Raw genomic sequence first — 24,713 nt, forward strand, 5'->3', positions numbered from 1 at the left:
GGCGGCCGGGTCCGGGTCACCGGGTGGGCGGCGGGAACCGGTAGGCCCGTTCCACCCGGGCCACGTGCACCGCGAAGCTGGCGTACCACCGGGCCCTGCCGTCGGCCTGGGCGATCAGGTGCTCGACGTGTCGACGCCAGGCGGCGATCGACTCCTCGTCACGCCAGTAGGAGACGGTGATGCCGACCCCGTCGGGGTCCCGGGCGCTGTCCACGCCCAGGAAGCCCGGCTGCGTGGCGGCGAGCTCCACCATCCGGCGGGCGGTGGCCGCGTAGCCGTGGTCGTCGTCGGTGCGGGTGGAGGCGAAGACCACCAGGTAGTACGGCGGTGGCGGGGTGTCGGCGGGACTCATCGGTCGCTCCCGGGCGGTGATGGTGTGCTGGGTCGCTGTGCTGTGCTGGCACCATGAGACCACCCGCGCCGGTCGGCGATCTCGCGACGGTGCTCGCCGGACCGGTCGACGCCGCGGCCCGCGCGTTGCTGGGCTGCCGGGTCGCCGTCAGCGACGTCGAGGTCCGGCTCACCGAGGTCGAGGCGTACGCCGGGGTCGGCACCGACCCCGCCTCGCACGCCCACCGGGGCCGTACGCCGCGTAACGCCCCGATGTTCGGGCCGTCCGGTCACCTGTACGTCTACTTCAGCTACGGAATGCACTGGTGCGGCAACGTGGTCACCGGCCCGCCGGGACAGGCGGCGGCGGTGCTGCTGCGGGCCGGCGAGATCGTCGCGGGTCACGGGTCGGCCCGGCGGCGGCGTGGCCTGTGGGTGTCGGACCGGGACCTGGCCCGTGGTCCGGCCCGGCTGATGGCCGCGCTCGGGCTGGACGGCACGGCGAACGGTACGTCGCTGCTCGACGGCGTCGGTCCGGTGTCGCTGACGCCACCGCCGGTGCCCGTCCCGGCCGGAGCTGTCCGTACCGGTCCCCGGGTGGGGGTGGGCGCGGCCCCGCACACGCCGTGGCGCTTCTGGTTGGCCGGCGAGCCGACGGTCAGCGCGTACCGTCGGGCCGCTCCCCGGCCGCGCGGCGGCCGGACCGGGGCGCCGACCGCGACCGGATGACGGGCGATCGGTGCGGCAGCAGGTCGTCAGCCGGCGCGACGCGACGGCTGCTCCGTCCACGACAGCAGGCCGTCCTCGACCGCCCTCCGGGCAAGCTCCAGTTTCGTCTGCGCGGGGCGGCCGGCGGCGGCGTACTTGCGCTTGACCCGCTCGAGGTACTGCTTGGCGGTGCCGAGACCGACGCCGACGCGGCGGGCGGCGGCGACCATGGTCAGCCCGGACAGGTAGGCGACCAGCACTGCGGTCTCCTGCTGGGAGAGCCGTGGACCGGGGTGGTACGAGGGCTCGGACACAGGCGACCTCCGGAGCGGTTGACTCCGGAAGAGTAGGCAGTTGACTGTCAGGCAGTCAATGAGTTGACAGGATCTGGTGTTCGATTCCGCAGCAGGACGGCCAGCCGCGCGGACCCGACCGACCCGGACAGCGCACCCGGTCCCGCCGTGCCGCCGACCCCGGCCAACACGGCGACGAACGCGACGGCGAACGCCAAGCGGAACAACTTAATCGACACTCCTCGACGGTGGTATAAACCTCCGTGTAGTAGATGAGGGGGCTGGACATGAGTCAACAAGTTCACCCGGACTTCCCCCGACGGCTGCGAGCCCTGCGGGTCGCGCGCAACATGACCCAGCGGGAGCTGGCCCGGGGGAGCCTGTCGGTCAGCTACATATCGTTACTCGAAGCCGGGCGCCGGTCGCCCAAGCCGGAGGTGCTACGCCAGCTGGCGCAGACCCTCGGCTGCTCGGTGGCCGAGCTCGCCGGGGAAGCGGACGCGGTCGCCACCAGGCCCGCCGCACTGACCCTGTCGTACGGTCGGCTCGCCATCGAAGCCGGAGACCCGACCGAGGCGGAACGGCAGTTCAGCAGCGTCCTGGCCACCGCCGCGCCGGACCCGCTGACCCGGACCGAGGCGCAGCTCGGCCTGGCCCGCGCGTTGGCCGAGCAGGGCCGACTGGTCGAAGCCGCCCAGCAGTACGAGTCGTTGCTGCGCGACAACCCCGACGGCCCGGCGTTCGTCGCCTCGCTCGGCATGGTGATCAGCTGGATCCGGTGCCTCTACGAGCTCGGCGAACTGCAGCGGGTGATCGAGGTCGGGATGGGCACCCTGGACCGCGTCGACCGCCTCGGTGCCTGGGAGTCCGAGGACGCCGTCCGGCTGCTCGCCACGGTCGCAGCCGCCCACTGCGAGCTGGGCGACCTGAGACAGGCCGAACGGCTGCTCCACGAAGGCCTGCAGCGCGCCGACCGGATCGGCTCACCCCGGGCCCGGGCCGCGGTGCTCTGGAACGCCAGCCAGGTCGCCTGCGAACAGGGCAGCTACCGCGAGGCACTGGAACTCGCCGAGGAGGCGCTGGCCTTCTTCCGCCAGGACCGGGACCGACGCAGCGCCGCCCGGCTGCTCACCGCGTACGGCTGCATCCTGCTCAGCCACACGCCACCCCGCATCGACGAGGCCCGCACGACGTTCGAACGGGCGCTGCGCGAGCTCACCGAGGTCGGCGGCGGGATCGACCGCGGCTACGTACTGACCGAACTGTCGCGTACCTTGCTACTGGACGGCGACGCGGCCGGCGCGGTGCGCAGCGCCCGGCGGTCGCTGGCCGAACTCGGCGGGCAGGCACATCTGGAGCGGGCCCGGGCGCAGACCGCCCTCGCCGCCGCGCTGGCGGCCGCCGGCGACATCACCGGTTCCCGGGAGATGTTCGCCGGCGCCGCCGCGACCCTCGGCGGGCTGCGCGCCTCGCGGCAGGCGTCCCGGGCCTGGGCCGAACTCGGTGACGTGCTGGCCGACACTGGCGATCCGGTCGGCGCCGTCGAGGCGTTCCGCAAGGCCACCGCCGCGGTGCACCTCGGCCTTCAGTCGTCCCGGCGGGCCGGGTAGCCCCAGCTCTGGGCCACCTCGAACAGCGGAGCCGGCAGCGCCACGTCGGCCGGCAGTTCCCGGGGCGGCTGGACCGTTCCGGTACGGATCCGTCCGGTCCAGTCACCCAGCCCGGCCTTGATCCGGCCATGGTCGAATCGGCCGTACTCCACCATGTCCGGCTCCCACTCCAGACCGAGGAACTCGCAGATGCGCCGGGTCTCGGTCGTCGGATCGTCGGCCAGATCCTCGTAGCGGACCGTGTGTCCGGGAAGCACCCGGCGTGCCTCGGCTAGTTTGGTCAGGTACCGGCCGACGCTTTCAACTGCCTCCTGCGGCGTCTGCTGGGGTCGGGCCCTGGTCCACGAGTCGATGATCGCGGCCGGGTGGCGTAGCAGGAACACGAACCGCGCGTCCGGCCACACCTGGGCGATCCGGGGCCAGATGAACACGTTGTGCGGAGTCTTCTCGACCAGGACCTGTTTCCCGCTGCGCTGCAACGCCGCGTCCAACACCCGGTCCCACAGCAGGTGGGTGACCTCCTGGGCGTCCCAGCCCAACTCGCCCATGCTGTCCGTGATGTAGTGGTCACTGAACTCCACCCGCAACTTGCTCAGATGCAGCTCGTGCGGAGCGTATAGCGAGGAGTGGCTGTTCAGCATCATTCGCAGCAGTGTCGACCCCGACCGGACCGACGACAGAATGAAGACCGGCTGGCGTAGCAGCCGGTGTGGGCGGCGGACGAAGGCGGGACGGCCGCCCCGGCGGGTGATCTGCATTCCGGTCGACCGGGCGATCCGTACGGCAAGGTGATGCTTCCAGCTCATACGACCCGACACTACGAAATCTTCCTGAGAAAATGCTAGGGGTCTTCGCCCACCGGCCGGGCACAGCGACGCCGGATGCCAGGTGACCGGCGGGCCGAGCGGCCCGGAAACCCAGACGGATGGCAGGATTCGCATTCGGCCCAGGTGGGCAAAGCAGGCCGCAGCACACCGGCGACGGAATCCGGGTCACGACGGCGGCGATGGAAGGTGCGTACGTGCAGGGGTACGGAACACAACTCGCGCTGGTCGGGATCCTGGTGGTGCTGAACGCGGTCTTCGCCGGTAGCGAGATCGCCCTGGTGTCACTGCGCGACAGCCAGCTGCAACGGCTGGAACGGTCCCGTCGGACAGGCCGGGTCCTGGCCAAGCTTGCCAAGGACCCGAACCGGTTCCTTGCGACCATCCAGATCGGCATCACCCTGGCCGGGTTTCTGGCCTCGGCCACCGCTGCGGTGTCGCTGGCGCAGCCGCTGGTGCCAGCGCTGGACGTGCTCGGCCGGGCCGCGGAGCCGGCGGCGATCGTGCTGATCACCCTGGTGCTCACCTTCGTCACACTGGTCTTCGGTGAACTGGCCCCGAAGCGGGTGGCCATGCAGCGGGCCGAGCGGTGGGCCCTGGCGGTGGCCCGACCCCTCGACATGATGGCCAGCCTGGCCCGGCCGGCGGTCTGGGCGCTCGGCGCCACCAGTGACATCGTGGTCCGCCTCGCTGGCGGCGACCCGAAGGCGACCCGCGATGAGATCAGCCCGGACGAACTGCGCGACATCGTGGCCGGTCACCGGGCGTTCAGCGCCGAGCAGCAAACCATCATCTCCGGGGCACTGGAGATCGCCGACCGGCGGCTGCGCGCCGTGCTGGTGCCCCGGCTGGAGGTCTTCACCCTGGACAGCGGGACATCCGCCGAGGCGGCCCGAATCGTGCTGGCCACCTCAGGTCACTCCCGTGCGCCGGTAGTCCGCAACGGGATGCTGGACGACACCGTCGGTGTGATCCACCTGCGCGACCTGGTCGGCGTACCCGACGACCGGCCGGTCGACGCGGTCGCCCGCCCGCCCATGCTGCTGCCCGAGTCGCTGCCGGTGGTCGACGCATTGCGCCGGTTCAAGACCCACCGCCAGCACATCGCGCTGGTCGTCGACGAACGCGGTGCCGTCGACGGCATCGTCACCCTGGAGGACGTGCTGGAGGAGATCGTCGGTGAGATCTACGATGAAACCGACCGAGACATCCGCGCGGTACGCACCGAGCCGGACGGCACCATGCTGGTCCCCGGGACCTTCCCCGTACACGACCTGCGGGACATCGGGGTCGATTTGCCCGGCCGGCCGGACGGCGACTACACCACCGTGGCTGGTCTGGTGCTGGCCCGGCTCGGCCACATCCCCACCGACGTGGGCGAGTCGGTCCGGGTCGACGGCTGGGCACTCACCGTCGCTTCCGTCGACCACCACGCCATCAGCGGCGTACGGCTGCGCCGATCCTCGCAGGACGACGGCGACCACACCGACGGCGACCACACCGACGGCGACCACACCGACGGCGACCACACCGACGGCGACCACACCGACGGCGACCACACCGACGTCGAGAACCGCCCGCTCAGCTCGGCCGTTGAAAAACCAGACAGTAGTCGCCGGTCAGCCAGTCGGGCTGGTGGTCCCAACACAGGAACGACTCCTGGAGCAGAGTGAGATGGGCGCGGATCACCCGACCCACGTCCCAGGCGAGGGTGGTCACCCGACCGTCGACCCGCATGTTCGCCACATTGACCACGGCGTGGCCGCCCGGCCGCAGCAACTGGGCGACCTGACCGAAGACCTCACCGATCTCGTCGAGATAGCTGGTGTAGTCACCGTCGAGGGTCTCGTAGGCGTTGAGCGGATTCTCCGGATGGTCCGTCGCGTCCATGTAGGGCGGTGAGGTCAGGCAGAGGTCGAACGGCCCGTCGACCAGGCCGATCAGCTTCCGGGCGTCACCGTCGACGATCTCGGCACCGGCCGCTCCGGCGAGCCGCTGCCGGATCAGCGCGACCCGGTCGGGCAGCAGTTCCACGCCGGTCGCCCGTCGACCCATCCGCGCCGCGGTCACCAGTGTGGTGCCGTAGCCGGCGAACGGGTCGAGCACCGCCTGCCCGGCCGTGGTGTACTCGTCGATCACCGCCTCGACCAGAGCCTCCGGGAAGTGCACCTGCTGGTCCTCGCCTGCCGGGAGTTGGGCGATCAGGTCAGCGCTGGTCAGCTGCAGCCACGGTCTCACCCGACCATTGTCCCTCGCTGCAGTCGCGGCGGCCGGCCGCCCGGGCGTCGGCGGCTGCCGGACTACTCCGACGGTGCCGGACTACTCCGACGCCGCGTCGTCGTGCTGCCCGGACTGGCGACGGTTGCGCAGCGCCACCCAGGTGGCACCGAACACGATCGCTCCGGCCAGACAGACCGCGACCACGTGACCGCTGCCAGTCCAGCCGAACCAGTCCTGCAGCAGCATCCGGGAGCGGGACGTGGGATCCACCAACGTGATCGCCACGAACGCGGCGACCAGCACGCCGGCGCCGAGGGCGAACGCGGTCGCCCACGGCCCGCTCGGCCCGAACCGGCCGTGCAGCACCAGCACAGCGCGCACGATCCGCCGGGCCCGGACCAGCCGCAAGGTGCCTACCGTGTAGATCAAGCGGAACACCTGCAGCGGCCCCAACGCCAGGATGGTGACCGGGACCACGATCAGGGTCAGCGTCACCAGTCCGCGGTTGCGCCGCAGCCAGGCCAGCCGGTCGGCGGAGAAGGCCAGCAGTACGGCGGTCTCGGCGACCAGCACCGCTCCGCTCGCCCAGTGCAGGACCTCACCAACCGTTGCCAGCGCCCCGCCAGCGAGGGTGAGGAACACCGCCGGAACCGAGGCCAGCGCCGCGACCAGCACCGGCACCGCCAGTCGCTGTTCCCACCGGGCGGACCGGTCCCGGCCGGACGCGTCAGCCGGCTGATCGCTCGCAGGTTGGCCGGACGCGTCAGCCGGTTGATCGCTCGCAGGTTGGTCGTCGGCGCCGGTCATCCCGATGCGTCGGCGGCCCGCCGTCCGACTGTCGCCGGCGGAACCCGGACCGCGATCTCCACACCGAGCTGCGCACCGTCGCTCAGCCGGAGTCGGTCACCGCTCCAGAACCGGCCCGGGTCGTACCAGTTGGTGCGCCGGCCCGTTGGCAGCAGCCCCATCGCCTCGTAGGTCACCGCGACCACCTCGGCGCAGTAGACACTTTCCAGATCCGTCCGGCCGGCGGCACTGTCAGCCGACAGTTCGGCGCCGCCCGACACCTCGGCTGCCTCGGCTGCTTCGGCACCGGCCGTGCCCCGACCAACCGGCGGCAACCAGGTGGCCAACCGTTCGCGTACCGCGCCGGCCAGCGGCGCCCGCCGTACCGACGGGGCACGACCCCGCAGCCACCGCCAGGCCAGCGCGGCGGTGGAGGGGAACGGGGTGCCGTCCAACCGGGCGACGGTCCGTAGCACGGCATCCTCCATCGCGCTGTCGGCGGGCGGCTCCAACTGCCGCAGCCAGGCCCGCTGACCGTAGCGCCGTGCCCAGACCGTGACCGCCTCGCGCAGGTCGTGCAGCTGCACACCTCTGTGGTGGGTGCCCGACCACATGTCCGGCAGTGACCGCCCGAGCTCGGCGTGCCACAGCAGCGGCGGGAGATCTTCGATCACCACCGCCATCCCCACATGGTTCACCGGGCTGTTCGTGGTCATCTGGATCGCCCGGTCGGGCATCGTTCGCCCGCGGAACAGCCACAGGTCACCGGTGCGGGTCAGTTCGACCGCCGCGTCGAGGGAGAGTGGTTCGCCGGTCACTCGACTACCCTAGGCGGATGCGTTGGTGGAAGGTAGTGGGCCTGGCCGCGTTCGTCGGGGTCGCCGCGACCGGAGCGGTCGTCGTCCGGGCCGAACGACGCCGTCGGGCCTACACGGCGGAACAGATCCGTGACCGGCTCCGACAGCGGCTCGTCGAGGCCGGGCCAGCGGACGCCCCGCCCTCAACCTGAGTGACCGGTCAGCCGAGCCGACGGCTCGGCTGACCGGTCACAGCAGTCGCGCCTCGCGCAGCAGGTGCGCCAGGCCGGCGCCGTCGGGCGCGGACAACCACCGCCGGCCACCCGGCCCGGCCGCCCTGGAGGTCTCACCGGCCGGTGCCGGCAGATTGCCGGCCAGGACCGCCTGCGTCGGCGAGAGCCGACGGATCGCCACCGCCGCCAGACTGTCCGGATGCTGCGCCGCGAACTCGGCGTAGATCTCCGGGTCGTGCTGCCCGTCGTCGCCCACCAGCAGCCAGCGGATCTGCGGGAACTCCTCCGCCAACCGGGCCAGGCTGGCGCGCTTGTGGTCCCGACCGCTGCGGAACCACCGTTCGGTGGTCGGACCCCAGTCCGTCAGCAGCAGCGGGCCGGCCGGGTAGAGATGCCGGGACAGGAACCGGCGCAAAGTCGGCGCGACGTTCCAGGCACCGGTGGACAGGTAGAGCACCGGCGCACCCGGATGCGCGGTGACCAGGCGTTCGTACAGCACCGCCATTCCGGCGACCGAGGCTCGGGCGTGCTCGTCCAACACGAACGTGTTCCACGCCGCCAACATCGGCCGGGGCAGCGCGGTCACCATGACCGTGTCATCGATGTCGGAGATGATGCCGAACCGGACCTGCGGGTCGACGATGCGTACCGGCGCGTCGACCGGCTCGGAGTCACCGCTGTGCAGCCGTACCGATGTCCAGCCGGGCTCCAGATCGGCCGGCACGACGGTGTCCACGAACCCGCCCCGGTCAGCCTGGACCTCGTGCCGCTTGCCGCCGGCCTCGATCACCACCGGCGCGTCCTTGACCGGCAGGGTGGCGAAACTGCGCCAGCCCCGTACCTTCTTCGCCCGCCGATGCGGGGGATCCGGCCGACCCAGCAGCACCCGCGCCATCACCCGGACCCAGCCCGGCGCCCCGTAGCCGGTGTACGGAATGAGCGTGAGATCCCAACCTCGTCGCCGCAGCCGGCGTTCCAACAGGGCGTGGATGGCATCCTCGAGCCGGACGGCTCGGTGGGCGCCACGCGCCGCCGGGCTCACGGGTGTCATCGCCACGGTGCCACCCTGCCACAGCCGCCCGTTGCGGGCACGGCGTGGTGATCGACCACGCGAAACCCGCTCAGCCGGCCGGTGTCGCCGCCGACACCGGCCGATCCGGCGTCCTCGCCTCAGGTCAGGTAGCGGCCAGTTCGATCTCCACCTCGGGTGGGTCGAGCAAACTGTTGTGCACCGTGCAGTGCGCGGCGACGGCCCGTAGCGCCGCCCGGCGTCCGGCCGGCAGTTCGTCCGGAACGCTCAGCTCGATCCGCACCGCGGCCACCCGGGCCGGCCGGTCGGCCGCCATCACGTACCGGGCACCGACGGCGAGCCCGTCCCGGGACAGCCCGTGCCGGACCAGGTAGCGGCCGGCGTAGTACGCCACACACGACGCGAGCGCGGCGACGAACAATTCGACCGGCGTCGGTGCGCTGTCCGAGCCGCCGCCGCTGACCGGCTGGTCGACCATGATCTGGTGGCCACGGACCTGCACCGCGTACCGCTCGCCGTCGACGTGCCGTACGGTCAGCCCGGGCTGCTTCGCCGGCTGACCAATCGATCCGGTCGGCTCGACCGGGACCGGGACCGGGACCGGCTGCCGGCTGTCGCGCTGCTCGGTCGTCGACTCGATGGTGTTCACCGTCAGCTCCCTCTGCCGGCGCTCGACCGCCCTGCCGGCACTCTCATTGCACCCCGTCCGGCGGTCGGCCGGTCAGAGCCGGGCGGCCCTGCCCGGCGGGCCGGACGCCCTGCCCGGCCAACGCCGGTCAACGACATGTCCCGATGGGCTCGCGGGCTCGGTCCGACCTGCGCCGCAGGTCGGAAACCGGATGTCCGTGCTGGTCCGCGATGAGGGACAATCGCGCCGTGACGGACGAACAAGACCCGGCCGGTACGCCCGACGTGCTGGACGAGCTGCGTTGGCGAGGCCTGATCCAGGATGCCACGGATGTGACCGAACTGGGCCGGCAGCTGCGCGACCCGACCACCTTCTACGTCGGCTTCGATCCGACGGCCCCCAGCCTGCATGTGGGCCACCTGGTTCAGGTGCTCACCGCCCGTCGGCTGCAACTTGCCGGACACCGGCCGCTGCTGCTGGTCGGTGGGGCCACCGGGCAGATCGGGGACCCGAAGGAGGGCGGTGAGCGTAACCTGAATCCGCCCGAGGTGGTGGCGGGCTGGGTCGACCGGATCCGCGACCAGCTCGCGCCGTTCGTCTCGTTCACCGGGCCGGTCGCGGCGCAGGCGGTCAACAACCTGGACTGGACCGGGCCGATGTCGGTCGTCGAGTTCCTCCGGGACGTGGGCAAGCACTTTCCGGTCAACCGGATGCTCGCCCGTGAGGTGGTCCGGGCCCGGTTGGACAGCGGCATCAGCTTCACCGAGTTCAGCTACCAGCTGCTGCAGGCGAACGACTTCTTTGAGCTGCACCGGCGGCACGGTTGCCTGCTGCAGTTCGGCGGCTCCGATCAGTGGGGCAACATCACCGCAGGGGTCGACTACGTGCGCCGGCGTGGAGCCGGCCCGGTGCACGCTTTCACGACGCCGCTGGTCACCCGGTCGGACGGCACCAAGTTCGGCAAGACCGAGGGTGGCGCGGTCTGGTTGGACGCCGCGCTGACCAGCCCGTACGCCTTCTACCAGTTCTGGGTCAACGTCGACGACCGCGACGTCGGGCGCTACCTGCGCTACTTCAGCTTCCGGGATCGCGAGACGATAGCCGAACTGGAGCGGGAGTCGGCGGCCCGGCCGGCTTCGCGGATCGCCCAACGGGCGTTGGCCGAGGAGCTCACCGCGCTGGTGCACGGTCCGGCGGAGGCAGCCCAGGCGGTGGCCGCGAGCCAGGCCTTGTTCGGCCGAGGGTCGCTGGACGAACTGGCTCCGGAGACCTTGCACGCCGCATTGCGGGAGGCAGGCCTGCTGACGGTGACCGGCGAGATGCCGGCGGTGGCAGCGTTGTTGAAGGAGTCGGGACTTGTCGGCAGTCTCAACGAGGCACGTCGGGCGATCGCCGAAGGTGGCGCCTACCTCAACAATCAGCGGGTGTCGGACGTCGAGGCGGTGGTCCAGGCCGAGACGCTGCTGCACGGCCGGTTCCTGGTGCTGCGGCGCGGCAAGCGCACGTTTGCCGGGGTTGAGCTGGTCAGATAGGCGTCAATCGACGTTGTGACGTGGGACGCGTTCGCTCGATTTGACGACTGATCGGGCGGGCGCGTAACTTTCTCTCTGCCCGCAGGGGAACGGACGGAAACACCGGAGCCGCAAACGCAGCCGAGGTGACCGGCCGGAACTGTGGGACAACCTCCAGGTCCGGGTGTTCGCACCGAGCGGAGCTGGCGGGCGGGGCCGCGAGGATCGCACCGGCAGGGCCGGGGCCGATTTGGAGCGGCGGGACCGACCGGCTAGGGTTGATGACCGCAGGGCACCGGGCGAGCCGACGGAGACGTCGCGGCCGGCCTGCAAAACCAGGTTCGAACGCACGGGTAACACGGCGCGCTCGACCAGGTGGTCAAACCGGCACGAAGCACCACGATCCGGAAAAACCCGGGTTGACGGGGCGAAAGAGTCGGAGTAAGGTAGTAAAAGTGCCCGGCGGAAGTCGGGTGGGACGGATGGCCCTGGTGGGGTTGCCTGCTTGGTGTGGGTGGTTCTGCTGGTGTGTGTTTGTTCTTTGAGAACTCAACAGGGTGCTTGATAAGCCAGTGCCAAAGTTTGTTTGGTTCCCGGCTGGTTGACTGCTGCGTTTGTGGTGGTTTTCTGGTTGGTGATTCCTTGGCATTTTATAATGCCGGGTTTGATTTCTTCACAAGTTTTTGTTGGAGAGTTTGATCCTGGCTCAGGACGAACGCTGGCGGCGTGCTTAACACATGCAAGTCGAGCGGAAAGGCCCTTCGGGGTACTCGAGCGGCGAACGGGTGAGTAACACGTGAGCAACCTGCCCCAGGCTTTGGGATAACCCCGGGAAACCGGGGCTAATACCGGATATTACATGCTGCCGCATGGTGGTGTGTGGAAAGTTTTTCGGCTTGGGATGGGCTCGCGGCCTATCAGCTTGTTGGTGGGGTGATGGCCTACCAAGGCGACGACGGGTAGCCGGCCTGAGAGGGCGACCGGCCACACTGGGACTGAGACACGGCCCAGACTCCTACGGGAGGCAGCAGTGGGGAATATTGCACAATGGGCGGAAGCCTGATGCAGCGACGCCGCGTGAGGGATGACGGCCTTCGGGTTGTAAACCTCTTTCAGCAGGGACGAAGCGTAAGTGACGGTACCTGCAGAAGAAGCGCCGGCCAACTACGTGCCAGCAGCCGCGGTAAGACGTAGGGCGCGAGCGTTGTCCGGATTTATTGGGCGTAAAGAGCTCGTAGGCGGCTTGTCGCGTCGACTGTGAAAACCCACAGCTCAACTATGGGCTTGCAGTCGATACGGGCAGGCTAGAGTTCGGTAGGGGAGACTGGAATTCCTGGTGTAGCGGTGAAATGCGCAGATATCAGGAGGAACACCGGTGGCGAAGGCGGGTCTCTGGGCCGATACTGACGCTGAGGAGCGAAAGCGTGGGGAGCGAACAGGATTAGATACCCTGGTAGTCCACGCTGTAAACGTTGGGCGCTAGGTGTGGGGGGCCTCTCCGGTTCTCTGTGCCGCAGCTAACGCATTAAGCGCCCCGCCTGGGGAGTACGGCCGCAAGGCTAAAACTCAAAGGAATTGACGGGGGCCCGCACAAGCGGCGGAGCATGCGGATTAATTCGATGCAACGCGAAGAACCTTACCTGGGTTTGACATGGCCGCAAAACCTGCAGAGATGTGGGGTCCTTCGGGGGCGGTCACAGGTGGTGCATGGCTGTCGTCAGCTCGTGTCGTGAGATGTTGGGTTAAGTCCCGCAACGAGCGCAACCCTTGTTCGATGTTGCCAGCGCGTTATGGCGGGGACTCATCGAAGACTGCCGGGGTCAACTCGGAGGAAGGTGGGGATGACGTCAAGTCATCATGCCCCTTATGTCCAGGGCTTCACGCATGCTACAATGGCCGGTACAATGGGCTGCGATACCGTGAGGTGGAGCGAATCCCAAAAAGCCGGTCTCAGTTCGGATCGGGGTCTGCAACTCGACCCCGTGAAGTCGGAGTCGCTAGTAATCGCAGATCAGCAACGCTGCGGTGAATACGTTCCCGGGCCTTGTACACACCGCCCGTCACGTCACGAAAGTCGGCAACACCCGAAGCCGGTGGCCCAACCCCTTGTGGGAGGGAGCTGTCGAAGGTGGGGCTGGCGATTGGGACGAAGTCGTAACAAGGTAGCCGTACCGGAAGGTGCGGCTGGATCACCTCCTTTCTAAGGAGCGCTCTCCCGGCGAAGGTCGGGTAGGGAGCCTGCCGCCTCCGAGTGTGGGGTGGGGGTGCTCATTTGGCGGAGACACTGGTGAGTTCGTGTCGGCAACGGCTGATGCTGCTAGTACTGCTTCTGCTTTCGGGTGGGGGTGTGGAGGGTGGTGTTGGTGCGGCTGGTGTGGATGGTGGGCATCCTGTTGGGTCCTGAGGGAACAGGCCACGTGGTGGGTTGTTGTCTCTGGTGCCAGGCGCGGCCTGGTCTTGCATACCGGCCATCGTGTGTGGTGGTGCTGGTGTGGGGCTGGGGGTTGCGGGTTGGTCGTTTGTTGAGAATTACACAGTGGACGCGAGCATCTTTGTGGTCAAGTTGTCAAGGGCGAACGGTGGATGCCTTGGCACTAGGAGCCGATGAAGGACGTGGGAGGCCGCGATAGGCCTGGGGGAGCTGTCAACCGAGCTGTGATCCCAGGGTGTCCGAATGGGGAAACCTGGCATCAGTCATGTGGTGTCACCTGCACCTGAACTCATAGGGTGTGTGGAGGGAACGCGGGGAAGTGAAACATCTCAGTACCCGCAGGAAGAGAAAACAATAGTGATTCCGTGAGTAGTGGCGAGCGAAAGCGGATGAGGCTAAACCGGCTGCGTGTGATACCTGTCAGGGGTTGCGTGGTCGGGGTTGTGGGACTCTGCTGATCGGACTGACATTCGGTCGAGAAGTGATAAAGCCAGTTGTTAGCTGAATGGTGTGGAAAAGCCAGCCGTAGACGGTGATAGTCCGGTAGGTGAAAACTTCTGGTCTTCTGTGGATGTTCCCGAGTAGCGGCGGACCCCTGAAATCTGCCGTGAATCTGCCAGGACCACCTGGTAAGCCTAAATACTTCCTAGTGACCGATAGCGGACGAGTACCGTGAGGGAATGGTGAAAAGTACCCCGGGAGGGGAGTGAAATAGTACCTGAAACCGTTCGCCTACAATCCGTCGGAGCCTTTCGGGGTGACGGCGTGCCTTTTGAAGAATGAGCCTGCGAGTTAGTGGCATGTGGCGAGGTTAACCCGTGTGGGGTAGCCGTAGCGAAAGCGAGTCTGAAGAGGGCGTTTGAGTCGCATGTTCTAGACCCGAAGCGGAGTGATCTAGCCATGGGCAGGCTGAAGCGCGGGTAAGACCGCGTGGAGGGCCGAACCCACCAACGTTGAAAAGTTGGGGGATGACCTGTGGTTAGGGGTGAAAGGCCAATCAAACTCCGTGATAGCTGGTTCTCCCCGAAATGCATTTAGGTGCAGCGTCGCGTGTTTCTTGCCGGAGGTAGAGCACTGGATGGTCTAGGGGGCCTACAAGCTTACCGAAATCAGCTAAACTCCGAATGCCGGTAAGTGAGAGCGCGGCAGTGAGACTGCGGGGGATAAGCTTCGTAGTCGAGAGGGAAACAGCCCAGATCACCAGCTAAGGCCCCTAAGCGTGTGCTAAGTGGAAAAGGATGTGGGGTCGCTTAGACAACCAGGAGGTTGGCTTAGAAGCAGCCACCCTTTAAAGAGTGCGTAATAGCTCACTGGTCAAGTGGTTCCGCGCCGACAATGTAGCGGGGCTCAAGCACACCGCCGAAGCTGTGGCATTCACGCGTGTACTTCGCTGATCCTTTTTTGGGTTGGTGCAGGTGTGTGGATGGGTAGGGGAGCGTCGTGCCGGGGGTGAAGCAGCGGGGTGACCCAGCTGTGGACGCGGCACGAGTGAGAATGCAGGCATGAGTAGCGAAAGAAGGGTGAGAAACCCTTCCGCCGGATGACCAAGGGTTCCAGGGCCAGGCTAATCCGCCCTGGGTGAGTCGGGACCTAAGGCGAGGCCGAGAGGCGTAGTCGATGGACAACGGGTTGATATTCCCGTACCCGCGAAGGAGCGCCCATGATGAACCTCGTTGTGCTAACTGCCCGAACTTGGTGAGGTTTTCGGACTGATCTGAGGGAGCGCGGGAACCTGGCGGGTAGTAGTCAAGCGATGGGGTGACGCAGGAAGGTAGCTGATCCCGGCCGGTGGTTGTGCCGGGGTAAGCGTGTAGGCTGCATCATAGGTAAATCCGTGGTGCGTGAGGCTGAGACGTGATGCCGAGCCGATTCAGGTGAAGTCAGTGATCCTATGCTGCCGAGAAAAGCCTCTAGCGAGCTTCTAGCGGCCCGTACCCCAAACCGACACAGGTGGTCAGGTAGAGAATACCGAGGCGATCGGGCGAACTGTGGTTAAGGAACTCGGCAAATTGCCCCCGTAACTTAGGGAGAAGGGGGGCCGGAGACGTGAAGCTCTTTTCGGGTGGAGCGTTGTATGGCCGCAGAGACCAGGGGAAAGCGACTGTTTACTAAAAACACAGGTCCATGCGAAGAAGTAATTCGATGTATATGGACTGACGCCTGCCCGGTGCTGGAACGTTAAGGGGACCGGTTAGCTCTTCGGGGCGAAGCTGAGAACTTAAGCGCCAGTAAACGGCGGTGGTAACTATAACCATCCTAAGGTAGCGAAATTCCTTGTCGGGTAAGTTCCGACCTGCACGAATGGCGTAACGACTTTCCTACTGTCTCAACCACAGGCCCGGCGAAATTGCATTACGAGTAAAGATGCTCGTTACGCGCGGCAGGACGGAAAGACCCCGGGACCTTTACTATAGCTTGACATTGGTACTCGAATTAGCTTGTGTAGGATAGGTGGGAGACTGTGAAGCTGGTACGCCAGTATCGGTGGAGTCGTTGTTGAAATACCACTCTGGTTGATTTGGGTTTCTAACTTCGGACCGTGATCCGGTTCAGGGACAGTGTCTGGTGGGTAGTTTAACTGGGGCGGTTGCCTCCTAAAGGGTAACGGAGGCGCCCAAAGGTTCCCTCATCCTGGTTGGCAATCAGGTGTTGAGTGTAAGTGCACAAGGGAGCTTGACTGTGAGACTGACAGGTCGAGCAGGGACGAAAGTCGGGACTAGTGATCCGGCACTTGCGTGTGGAAGCGGTGTCGCTCAACGGATAAAAGGTACCCCGGGGATAACAGGCTGATCTTCCCCAAGAGTCCATATCGACGGGATGGTTTGGCACCTCGATGTCGGCTCGTCGCATCCTGGGGCTGTAGCAGGTCCCAAGGGTTGGGCTGTTCGCCCATTAAAGCGGTACGCGAGCTGGGTTTAGAACGTCGTGAGACAGTTCGGTCCCTATCCGCCGCGCGCGTAGGATACTTGAGAAGGGCTGTCCCTAGTACGAGAGGACCGGGACGGACGAACCTCTGGTGTGCCAGTTGTCCCGCCAGGGGCACGGCTGGTTGGCTACGTTCGGAAGGGATAACCGCTGAAAGCATCTAAGCGGGAAGCTCGCTTCAAGATGAGGTGTCCCACCCACTTTGTGGGGTAAGGCTCCCAGTAGATGACTGGGTTGATAGGCCGGAGATGTAAGCCAGGTAACTGGTTCAGTTGACCGGTACTAATAGGCCGAGGACTTGACTTCGAAGATGTACGCGTCCACTGTGTGATTCTGGGCAAACGAACACTTGTGTGTGTTTGGTTTGTTGTTAGGGTTACGGCGGTTATGGCGGAGGGGAAACGCCCGGTTACATTCCGAACCCGGTAGCTAAGCTCTCCAGCGCCGATGGTACTGCACTCGTGAGGGTGTGGGAGAGTAGGTCACCGCCGGACATCTTTACAGTTGAGGGCCGCTCCCTGCGGGGAGCGGCCCTCAACTGTGTCTGCCCGCCGTACTTCGGTTGGGCGGCATCAGGGAGGATGGAGTCGTGAACCCAACTGGGCAGGATGGCGACCGACCTCGGCGCGCCGACGAACGATCCGGTCGTGCCGGCGGCTCCAGCCGCGGCTACGGCGGCAGCCGAGCCGACCGTGGCGACCAGACCCCGCGCCGGGACGGCCACGACACCGGGCGGCGCGGTGGTGAGCGCGGTGCGGGGCAGTTCCGTTCCGACCGCCGGCAACCGTTCCCCGACGAGCGTCGAAGTGGTGCCACCGGTAACGACGGTGACCGCCGCCGGGGCGGTTGGGACAGTGACCGCCGACAGCCCGACGACCGCAGGGCCGGCGGCCGTGACCGTGGCTACGTGCGCCGCGACGAGTCCGGCTCAGGCCGCGAACCGTCCGGTTTCCGCCGCCGCGACGATGGCGGTTTCCGGCGACGCGATGACAGCGCATCACGGGCGCCGCACCGGGACCGACGCGGCGACTGGGAGCCGGCCAGCCGCCGTGACGACGACCGCCGGGGCGGCCGAGGGGAACCCGGTGGCGCTGCGGGGGACCGAACCGGCGGTTTCCGCGGCGACCGTGGGCACCGGGCCGACGACGGCCGCCGCAGCGGGCCCCGCGACGACCGCGGCTTCCGCGGCGACCGCCGGACCACGGGTGGGGACGGTGGCGACCGTCGGCCCGACCGTGGCGGGTTCCGGGCCGGGGGACCTCGCGCACAGCATGCCGACGGTGAGCGTCGCTTCGATGCTGGGCGGGGACGGGATGAGCGGCGCTTCGAGCAGCGGGGCGGTGACCGACGCGCCGGGCAGGGAGACGAGCGGCGCGACCGTTCCTACGGTGATCGCCGGTCGGGCAGCTTTTCGACCCCCGGCCGACCGGTTGACCGGCGAAGCCCCCGCTCCGAGGAACGGCGCCCCCGATTCGGTGACGCCGGCCGGTCCCGTGACGACGGCGCGCCGGGGCAGTTCCGTAGGCGTACGGACGGTCCGACCGACCGGCCCTTCCGACGGGACCGTTCCCCGGAGGCCTCCGCCGCGCCGTACCGTCGGCGCGACGAGGACGGTGCCGACCGCGCGGCCGAACGGACGCCGCCGCCGGAGTTGTCCGACGACATCCTCGCCACCGATCTGCACACCGAGATCCGGGCCGAACTGCTCGGGCTGGCCCGACCAGTGGCCGACACGGTGGCCCGGCACCTCGTCGCCACCGGCCAGCTGCTCGACGAGGAGCCGGAGACGGCGCTCGCCCACGCCCTGGCGGCACGTCGGCTCGCCGCCCGCATCGCGGCGGTACGGGAAGCGGTCGGGCTGGCCGCCTACCGGGCCGGGCAGTGGCAGACCGCCGTGGCTGAGCTCCGGACCTACCACCGGATGACCGGACGTCAGACGCACCTCGCCGTACTGGCCGACTGCGAACGCGCCCTCGGCCGGCCGGAGCGGGCGATCGACATCTACCGTGGCGCGGATCGCGCCGGCTTGGACCCCGCTGCCGCCGTCGAGCTGCTGATGGTGGCTGCAGGTGCCCGCAGCGATCTTGGCCAGCCGGCTGCAGCGGTGGCGATGCTGCAGGTCCGGGAGCTGGCCGTGGAGTCCGCCGACCCCTGGGTCTGCCGGCTCCGCTACGCGTACGCCGACGCGCTGCTCAGCGCCGGGCGTAAGGACGAGGCCCGGGAGTGGTTCGCCCGAGCGGCCGAGGCCGACGCGGAGGCAGCAACCGACGCGACCGAGCGCCTTCTGGAGATCGACGGCGTGCTGCTAACCGAGGACGAGTCCGACGATGAGTCCGACGACGAGCCGGCCGCCACGTCGCACCCCAGCAGCTCACCTCCCCTGAGCGCGGAAGAAGAGCGGCCCTGATGACCCGAACCGACGACGCCACCGCTCCGCGCTGTGGGCTGTCCGCCGCATACGATCTGGTGATCTTTGATCTCGACGGGGTGATCTACCTGATCGACCGGCCCATCCCCGGGGCGGTCGAGGCAGTGGATCGGCTGCGGCAGGCCGGCCTGCCGGTCGCGTACGCGACGAACAACGCCTCCAGACGTTCGACCGACGTCGCCGCGTTGCTCAGTGGCATGGGAGTGTCGGCAACTGCCGACGAGGTGGTGACCTCGGCCGGTGCGACCGCCGCGCTGTTGGCACAGCAGTACGGTCCAGGTGCCAAGGCGCTGGTGGTGGGCGCGGACGCGCTGCGTGACGAGCTCACCGAAGCCGGGTTGGCCCTGGTCGCGTCGGCCGATGACAAGCCTGCGGTGGTGGTTCAGGGGTATGGCCCCGGGATCGGGTGGGCCGACCTGGCAGAGGCATCGGTGGCGATCAGGGGCGGTGCCGACTGGGTGGCGACGAACACCGACCGGACCCTGCCCAGTGCCCGGGGACCACTGCCCGGTAACGGCTCACTGGTCGCCGCGCTGCGCACGGCGCTGAACCGGGAGCCTGACCAGGTCGTCGGCAAACCCGAACCGGGTTTGTTCGTCGGTACCGCTCGGCGTGCTGGTGCCGAACGGCCGCTGGTGGTCGGTGACCGGCTGGATACCGACATCGAAGGGGCGAACCGCGCCGGCATGGCGAGTCTGCTCGTGTTGACCGGGATCAGCGACGCTCGGGAACTGCTGGCCGCCCCGCCGGCACGCCGGCCGACGTACCTGGCGGCGGACCTCGCCGGCCTGTTCGCGGCCGATGCCGCCCGGCCAATCGACGACGACCCGACGGACGGTGCCGGGTGGCAGGCCTACCGCCACGGCCCGGCGGTGCTCGTCCTCGACGGCACCGGCGATGACAGCGCGCAGGCGCTGCGGATACTCTGCCGGCACGCCTGGCAGGGTGACCCGGTGACCGAGGTGCGATCCGGGTCCGCCGTAGCCGAATCGGCGCTGCGTGACCTGGCGCTGGCGTGACCCGACGCGCTGAGGTGATTCGCCGCGGGACGCGGCCTACGCTGACCGGGGACCGGGTCGGCGGGTGAGCCGGGCCGGCGGACCTGGCCACGGAGCGGGGCGGTTCACAGCAGCTTCCTGAGCTTCAGCAGGTCGAACGGGCTGGCGCTGACCGACAGTTGTCGGGCCGCCAACGCGCGACCTACGTCGAGGTCGCCACGGACCAGCGCGAGTAGGTCGTCACTGCCGATGCTCATTGCGATCTTGGCCTTCGGGTCGTCCCCGTCGGCGAGGTCGACAAGACGACCATCGGTCAGCCGTCCGTGGAACGCGGTGCCGAGATCGGTGATCCGGCAGGCGAGGGTACGGTCAAGGTTGACTCGTTCGCGCACCTGGTCGGCGTTGCCGTCGAGCCGGGTGGCGAGCTCCCGCAGTGCCTGCCGACATTCGTCGACGCTGGCCACAATCGCACCTCCCGGGCTTCGTGTGGGTCGCGGCGGCCCGGCCGGACACCGCCGACCGGTGTTGCGCACAGGCACCGTACCGCACTGCGGCGTCGCGTCCCGGTAGCGTGTCAACCGAACATTTCCGCGGTGAAGGAGTCGGACCATGCGTGACGCCTGGCGGGCGTACCTGGAACTGGCCCTCGGCCTGACCGAGGCGTCCCGGAAGAAGGCCGAGCAGACCGCGCGGTCGTTGGTCGGCAAGGGCGGGGCGACCGCCGCCCAGCTACAGGCGGTGGCGGAGGACCTGCTGTCGGCCGGCACCGCGAACCGTGAGTCACTCACCCGGCTGGTGCGGGTGGAGGTGGACCGGGCACTCGGTGTGGTGGGACTGGTCAAGGCCGAGGAGGTCGTGGCGCTGCGGGACCGGATCGACCGGCTGGAGGCCGAGATGGAACAGGCCCGGAGCCGGGTGGCTGCAGCTTCGGCCGCCGCCGCAACGGCCGAGGCGGCGGTTCCGCCGTCGGCCGAACCAGCCGTGGCCAGTAAGCCGGTGGCGAAGAAGACCGTGGCCAAGAAAGCCGTGGCGAAGAAGGCTGCGGCCAGCAAGACGGTGGGCCGCAGGTCCGCGGACGGCCCGGCAGGTGGGCAGTGACCGGCCCAGTACCGGGGCCACCACCCGGCGTCCGGGTCGTACCGGCGCCACCCGTCGCGACCATCGCGCTAGCGGACGGCACAGTCGACGGCACCGACGGCAGTGCCGACACCCGGACCGGGCACCCGGCGGTCGACGCGGTCATCGAGGCGGTCCGTAATGCCGCTGGTCTGCCGCCCGCCGACCAGATCGCCCAGTTCGAAGCAGCGCACGGAACCCTGCAGGAAGCCCTCGCCACCATCGACCAGGCCTGACCGGCCGAGATCCTCCCCGGAGTCGCATGGCACGCCGTAACCGCCTCGATGTGGAGCTGGTCCGCCGCGGGCTCGCGCGGTCCCGCGAACAGGCCGCAGAGTTGATTTCGGCCGGGCGGGTGGAAGTGCGCGGAGTCGCCGCCGTGAAGGCCGCTGCGATGGTCGACCCGGCGGAGGCCGTCCGGCTGCTCGGTGAGAACCCGGCGGACGGTTACGTCTCCCGGGGTGCGCACAAGCTGATCGGCGCCCTGACCGGGACCGCAGTCACGGTCACCGGCCGGCGTTGCCTGGACGCCGGGGCCTCGACCGGCGGCTTCACCGACGTGCTGCTGCGGCGAGGCGCGGCCGAGGTGGTCGCGGTGGACGTCGGCTACGGACAGCTGGCCTGGTCGCTGCGGGGCGATCCACGGGTACGCGTCCACGAGCGAACCAACGTCCGTACCCTCACCGCCGACCGGATCGGCGGCCCGGCCGGGTTGACCGTGGCGGATCTGTCGTTCATCTCGTTGCGGCTGGTCCTTCCCTCGTTGGTTGCCTGCACCGAGCCGGACGGCGATCTGCTGCTGATGGTCAAGCCACAGTTCGAGGTCGGCCGGGAGCGGGTCGGTTCCGGTGGGGTGGTGCGCGATCCGCAGTTGCGGGCCGAGGCGGTGCTCGCCGTCGCGCAGGCCGGTGCCCAACTCGGCCTCGGCGTGTCTGCGGTGGTCGCCAGTCCACTACCCGGTCCGCGGGGAAATGTGGAATTCTTCGTCTGGTTCCGGGCCGACGCGCCGCCCGTCGACCCGCTCCGGGTGAGGGCTATCGTCGACGCCGGTCCGGCCACGGAAGAAGGTGGAGCGCGGTGAACGCGACAGTCCCGACCGGCGGGGCGCCGGTGGCACCCCGCGGTGCCAGAGCGGCGCTGCTGGTCACCCACACCGGTCGGCGGCGCAGCACCGATCATGCCCGGACCGTCGCCGCCGACCTGATCGAGGCGGGTTTCGAGGTACGGGTGGTCGCCGAGGAGGCCGACGATCTGGATCTGCCCGGGGTGCACCCGGTCGGTGGTCCGGCGGCTGCCGACGGGGTGGAGATCGTATTTGCGCTCGGCGGTGACGGTACCTTCCTACGCGCCGCAGAGCTGGCTCGCCCGGCGAAGGCCCCGCTGCTCGGGATCAACCTCGGCAAGGTCGGGTTCCTGGCCGAGGCGGAGATCGGTGATCTGGACCGGGCGGTCCGGCAGGTGGTGGCCCGGGACTACACGGTGGACGAACGGTTGACCCTGGATGTGCGGGCCGAGTTGGAGTACGGCGTCACCATCGACTCGTGGGCGTTGAACGAGATCAGTGTCGAAAAGGGGCAGCGCGCCCAGATGCTGGAGCTGATGGTCGACGTGGACGGCCGACCGTTGTCGCGCTACGGCGCGGACGGGGTGGTCTGCGCCACGCCGACCGGGTCGACCGCGTACGCGTTCTCGGCCGGCGGTCCGGTGGTGTGGCCCGAGGTCGAGGCGCTGCTGCTGGTGCCGATCAGCGCGCACGCGCTGTTCAGCCGGCCGCTGGTGACCGCGCCGAGCTCCACCTTCGTCATCACCGTCGATCCGTACACCACGTTCGCGGTGCTCTGCTGCGACGGTCGGCGGGTCTATGACCTGCCGCCCGGCGCGCGGGTGACAGTCCAACGGGGCGACCTGCCGGTGCGGGTGGTCCGGCTGCATCCGCGACCGTTCAGTGACCGCTTGGTCGCCAAGTTCGATCTGCCGGTCAACGGTTGGCGGGGTAACCGGCGCTGACCGCCCCGGGTAGTCAACGTCGCGGCCCGCTACTACTGTCGGTGGCTGTGCTGGAAGAGCTGCGCATCACCGGGCTGGGCGTCATCGAGGACACCACGCTGCCGTTGACCGGCGGCATGAACGTGATCACCGGTGAAACCGGGGCCGGCAAGACGATGGTGGTTACCGGGCTCGGGTTGCTGCTCGGTGGCCGAGCCGACGCCGGGCGGGTCCGAGCGGATCCTGGCCGGGCGGTCGTCGAGGGCCGGCTGCGGCTGGTTGGTGCCAGCGGAGCCGTGGTGCGTGAGCGGGTCGTCGACGCCGGAGGCGAGCCTGACGAGGACGATGTTCTGCTGCTCAGCCGAACGGTGACCGCCGAAGGTCGGTCCCGGGCGCACATCGGCGGCCGCAGTATGCCAGTGTCGGTGCTGAGCGAGATCGGTGCTCAGGTGGTCGCCGTGCACGGGCAGTCCGACCAGTTGCGGCTGCTGCGCCCGGCTGAGCAGCGGGCGTCGCTGGACCGGTTCGCCGGGGCCGACCACGACAAGCTGCTCGCGGCCATGCGGGAGACGTACGGCCGGTGGCGCCAGATCAGCGACGACCTGGCCGACCGGCGGCGCAACGCCCGTGAGCGTAACCAGGAAGCGGACCTGCTCCGGCTGGGTCTCGACGAGATCACCCGGGTCGATCCGCAGCCGGGCGAGGAGGACGCACTCAAGGCCGAGGCGCAACGGCTGGAACACGCCGAAGGGCTGCGTACCGCCGCCCAGCTCGCCGCCCTCGCTCTCGCCGGCGGTACCGAACCGGCCGACGACACGCCGGACGCGACCGGTCTGCTCGGTACCGCCCGCCGGTCGTTGGAGGCACAGGCCGCCGTGGATCCGGCGCTCGGTGAGCTGGCGGCCCGGCTGACCGAGGCGGCGACCCTGGTCGGCGACGTGGCGGCGGAGTTGTCCGGGTACCTGGCGGCACTGGACGCCGACCCGCAGCGGCTGCAGGTGGTCTACGAGCGGCGGATGGCGCTGCGTGGGCTGACCCGCAAGTACGCCGACGACGTGGACGGGGTGATCAGCTGGGCGGAGCGGGCCCGGTCCCGGTTGGCCGAGTTGGACACCTCCGACGAGCTGCTGGACGAGCTGGACCGGGAACGTGCCCGACTGGCCGACGAGGTGGCGGAGCTGGCGGCCCGGGTGTCGGCGGCCCGCCGACAGGCGGCGGCGCGTTTCGCCGAGTTGGTGAGCGTGGAGCTGGCCGGGCTGGCCATGCCGCACGCACGGATCGAGGTCGCGGTGCTCGCCCGGCCGGCGGGCCGGGGCGAGCCGACGCTGACCGTCGACGGTGTCGACGCCGGCGTCGGCCCGGATGGCGCCGACGAGGTCGAGTTGCGGTTGCTGGCGCATCCGGGTGCGCCGCCGCTGCCGTTGCAGCGGGGGGCCAGCGGCGGTGAGCTCTCCCGGGTGATGCTTGCCATCGAGGTGGTGTTCGCCGGCGCCGGAGGCCCGCCGACGTTGGTGTTCGACGAGGTCGACGCCGGGGTGGGTGGGCAGGCGGCGGTGGAGATCGGTCGTCGGCTGGCCCGGCTGGCCCGTAGCCATCAGGTGCTGGTGGTGACGCATCTGCCGCAGGTGGCGGCGTTCGCCGACCGGCATCTCGTGGTGGCGAAGGACACCGGGGGGGCGGTGACGACCAGCGGTGTGCGGATGGTCGAGGACACCGACCGGGCGCGGGAACTCGCCCGGATGCTCGCCGGGCTACCCGACTCGGATCTGGGTCTCGCGCACGCGGAGGAGCTGCTCGCGGTCGCCGCTCGCGATCGACGGGGTTGACCTGTCGGGGTCGGCCCGGTGTGTCTGACCTGC

Annotated in this window: 21 protein-coding genes, 3 rRNA genes and 1 pseudogene; 15 read left to right on the top strand and 10 right to left on the bottom strand. The window is 68.8% G+C overall.

Annotated features, from left to right (window positions below):
• Positions 1 to 16: 16 nt before the first annotated feature.
• On the bottom strand, positions 17 to 352 hold the full coding sequence (locus tag O7610_RS05320) for an antibiotic biosynthesis monooxygenase family protein (protein ID WP_281554625.1): 336 nt from the start codon (positions 350 to 352) through the stop codon (positions 17 to 19).
• A 53-nt stretch (positions 353 to 405) separates the two neighbouring features.
• Between O7610_RS05320 and O7610_RS05325 the strand changes: the two genes are divergently transcribed.
• Positions 406 to 1,059: a DNA-3-methyladenine glycosylase gene (locus O7610_RS05325; RefSeq protein WP_281554626.1), complete on the top strand. Its 654-nt coding sequence runs from the start codon at positions 406 to 408 to the stop codon at positions 1,057 to 1,059.
• Positions 1,060 to 1,085: 26 nt separating this feature from the next.
• Here O7610_RS05325 and O7610_RS05330 read toward each other — a convergent pair whose 3' ends face one another.
• Complete coding sequence (locus O7610_RS05330) at positions 1,086 to 1,352, bottom strand: helix-turn-helix domain-containing protein (RefSeq protein WP_281554627.1); 267 nt, start codon at positions 1,350 to 1,352, stop codon at positions 1,086 to 1,088.
• 266 nt (positions 1,353 to 1,618) lie between these two features.
• On the opposite strand from O7610_RS05330, the gene O7610_RS05335 reads away from it, so the two are divergent.
• Positions 1,619 to 2,941, top strand: coding sequence for a tetratricopeptide repeat protein (locus O7610_RS05335; RefSeq protein WP_281554628.1), 1,323 nt, complete (start codon positions 1,619 to 1,621; stop codon positions 2,939 to 2,941).
• On the opposite strand, the gene O7610_RS05340 is transcribed toward O7610_RS05335, so the two are convergent.
• Positions 2,917 to 3,747 carry a sulfotransferase family protein gene (locus tag O7610_RS05340; protein ID WP_281554629.1) on the bottom strand — a complete coding sequence of 277 codons (831 nt, stop codon included), beginning with the start codon at positions 3,745 to 3,747 and terminating at the stop codon, positions 2,917 to 2,919. The two genes, O7610_RS05335 and O7610_RS05340, sit on opposite strands and share 25 nt — an antisense overlap.
• Positions 3,748 to 3,962: 215 nt before the next feature.
• Here O7610_RS05340 and O7610_RS05345 point away from each other — a divergent pair, with 215 nt between their 5' ends.
• Positions 3,963 to 5,438: a hemolysin family protein gene (locus O7610_RS05345; protein WP_289213567.1), complete on the top strand. Its 1,476-nt coding sequence runs from the start codon at positions 3,963 to 3,965 to the stop codon at positions 5,436 to 5,438.
• On the opposite strand, the gene O7610_RS05350 is transcribed toward O7610_RS05345, so the two are convergent.
• The 3 genes from O7610_RS05350 to O7610_RS05360 all read right to left on the bottom strand — a co-directional run bounded on the left by O7610_RS05350 (position 5,347) and on the right by O7610_RS05360 (position 7,589).
• Entirely contained in the window at positions 5,347 to 6,003 is a 657-nt protein-coding gene (locus O7610_RS05350; RefSeq protein WP_281554630.1) for a TRM11 family SAM-dependent methyltransferase, read from the bottom strand. The two genes, O7610_RS05345 and O7610_RS05350, sit on opposite strands and share 92 nt — an antisense overlap.
• An 81-nt stretch (positions 6,004 to 6,084) precedes the next feature.
• Entirely contained in the window at positions 6,085 to 6,666 is a 582-nt protein-coding gene (locus O7610_RS05355; protein WP_281554631.1) for a hypothetical protein, read from the bottom strand.
• Positions 6,667 to 6,788: 122 nt separating this feature from the next.
• Positions 6,789 to 7,589: a hypothetical protein gene (locus tag O7610_RS05360; protein WP_281554632.1), complete on the bottom strand. Its 801-nt coding sequence runs from the start codon at positions 7,587 to 7,589 to the stop codon at positions 6,789 to 6,791.
• A gap of 17 nt (positions 7,590 to 7,606) precedes the next feature.
• On the opposite strand from O7610_RS05360, the gene O7610_RS05365 reads away from it, so the two are divergent.
• Positions 7,607 to 7,780, top strand: coding sequence for a hypothetical protein (locus O7610_RS05365; RefSeq protein WP_281554633.1), 174 nt, complete (start codon positions 7,607 to 7,609; stop codon positions 7,778 to 7,780).
• Positions 7,781 to 7,817: 37 nt separating this feature from the next.
• Here O7610_RS05365 and O7610_RS05370 read toward each other — a convergent pair whose 3' ends face one another.
• Together O7610_RS05370 and O7610_RS05375 are read right to left on the bottom strand one after the other, a co-directional pair.
• Positions 7,818 to 8,852: an App1 family protein phosphatidate phosphatase gene (locus tag O7610_RS05370; protein ID WP_281554634.1), complete on the bottom strand. Its 1,035-nt coding sequence runs from the start codon at positions 8,850 to 8,852 to the stop codon at positions 7,818 to 7,820.
• 124 nt (positions 8,853 to 8,976) lie between these two features.
• Positions 8,977 to 9,480, bottom strand: a complete 504-nt coding sequence (locus O7610_RS05375) for an OsmC family protein (RefSeq protein ID WP_281554635.1) — start codon at positions 9,478 to 9,480, stop codon at positions 8,977 to 8,979.
• A gap of 227 nt (positions 9,481 to 9,707) precedes the next feature.
• Between O7610_RS05375 and tyrS the strand changes: the two genes are divergently transcribed.
• The 4 genes from tyrS to rrf all read left to right on the top strand — a co-directional run bounded on the left by tyrS (position 9,708) and on the right by rrf (position 16,820).
• A complete protein-coding gene (gene tyrS, locus O7610_RS05380) occupies positions 9,708 to 10,991 on the top strand; it encodes a tyrosine--tRNA ligase (RefSeq protein ID WP_281554636.1) in 1,284 nt (427 codons plus the stop codon).
• Positions 10,992 to 11,653: 662 nt separating this feature from the next.
• Positions 11,654 to 13,170: ribosomal RNA gene (locus O7610_RS05385) — 16S ribosomal RNA — on the top strand.
• Between the two features lie 356 nt (positions 13,171 to 13,526).
• Positions 13,527 to 16,632: ribosomal RNA gene (locus O7610_RS05390) — 23S ribosomal RNA — on the top strand.
• A 71-nt stretch (positions 16,633 to 16,703) separates the two neighbouring features.
• Positions 16,704 to 16,820: ribosomal RNA gene (gene rrf / locus O7610_RS05395) — 5S ribosomal RNA — on the top strand.
• The 16S, 23S and 5S rRNA genes sit together here, the layout of an rRNA operon.
• Positions 16,821 to 17,323: 503 nt before the next feature.
• On the opposite strand, the gene O7610_RS05400 is transcribed toward rrf, so the two are convergent.
• Complete coding sequence (locus O7610_RS05400) at positions 17,324 to 18,010, bottom strand: hypothetical protein (protein WP_281554637.1); 687 nt, start codon at positions 18,008 to 18,010, stop codon at positions 17,324 to 17,326.
• A gap of 51 nt (positions 18,011 to 18,061) precedes the next feature.
• Here O7610_RS05400 and O7610_RS05405 point away from each other — a divergent pair.
• Both O7610_RS05405 and O7610_RS05410 read left to right on the top strand, forming a co-directional pair.
• Positions 18,062 to 18,730: pseudogene (locus O7610_RS05405) on the top strand (tetratricopeptide repeat protein); the annotation flags it as partial.
• A gap of 2 nt (positions 18,731 to 18,732) precedes the next feature.
• On the top strand, positions 18,733 to 19,773 hold the full coding sequence (locus O7610_RS05410) for an HAD-IIA family hydrolase (RefSeq protein ID WP_281554638.1): 1,041 nt from the start codon (positions 18,733 to 18,735) through the stop codon (positions 19,771 to 19,773).
• 104 nt (positions 19,774 to 19,877) lie between these two features.
• On the opposite strand, the gene O7610_RS05415 is transcribed toward O7610_RS05410, so the two are convergent.
• Positions 19,878 to 20,216 (bottom strand): SCP2 sterol-binding domain-containing protein, encoded by a 339-nt coding sequence (locus O7610_RS05415; protein ID WP_281554639.1) that lies wholly within the window; start codon positions 20,214 to 20,216, stop codon positions 19,878 to 19,880.
• A 145-nt stretch (positions 20,217 to 20,361) separates the two neighbouring features.
• On the opposite strand from O7610_RS05415, the gene O7610_RS05420 reads away from it, so the two are divergent.
• The 5 genes from O7610_RS05420 to recN are packed head-to-tail and all read left to right on the top strand — an operon-like array spanning position 20,362 to position 24,680.
• The gene (locus tag O7610_RS05420; RefSeq protein ID WP_281554640.1) at positions 20,362 to 20,850 is read left to right on the top strand and encodes a phasin family protein; all 489 of its coding nucleotides are present in this window, start codon (positions 20,362 to 20,364) and stop codon (positions 20,848 to 20,850) included.
• Positions 20,847 to 21,104 (top strand): hypothetical protein, encoded by a 258-nt coding sequence (locus O7610_RS05425; RefSeq protein WP_281554641.1) that lies wholly within the window; start codon positions 20,847 to 20,849, stop codon positions 21,102 to 21,104. The genes O7610_RS05420 and O7610_RS05425 overlap by 4 nt, the downstream gene beginning before the upstream one ends.
• Before the next feature lie 26 nt (positions 21,105 to 21,130).
• Positions 21,131 to 21,949, top strand: a complete 819-nt coding sequence (locus O7610_RS05430) for a TlyA family RNA methyltransferase (protein ID WP_281554642.1) — start codon at positions 21,131 to 21,133, stop codon at positions 21,947 to 21,949.
• A complete protein-coding gene (locus O7610_RS05435) occupies positions 21,946 to 22,875 on the top strand; it encodes an NAD kinase (protein ID WP_370461427.1) in 930 nt (309 codons plus the stop codon). The genes O7610_RS05430 and O7610_RS05435 overlap by 4 nt, the downstream gene beginning before the upstream one ends.
• 47 nt (positions 22,876 to 22,922) lie before the next feature.
• A complete protein-coding gene (gene recN, locus O7610_RS05440) occupies positions 22,923 to 24,680 on the top strand; it encodes a DNA repair protein RecN (protein WP_281555565.1) in 1,758 nt (585 codons plus the stop codon).
• Positions 24,681 to 24,713: the final 33 nt, after the last annotated feature.

This window comes from Solwaraspora sp. WMMA2065, from assembly GCF_030345075.1.
Classification (GTDB): domain Bacteria; phylum Actinomycetota; class Actinomycetes; order Mycobacteriales; family Micromonosporaceae; genus Micromonospora_E.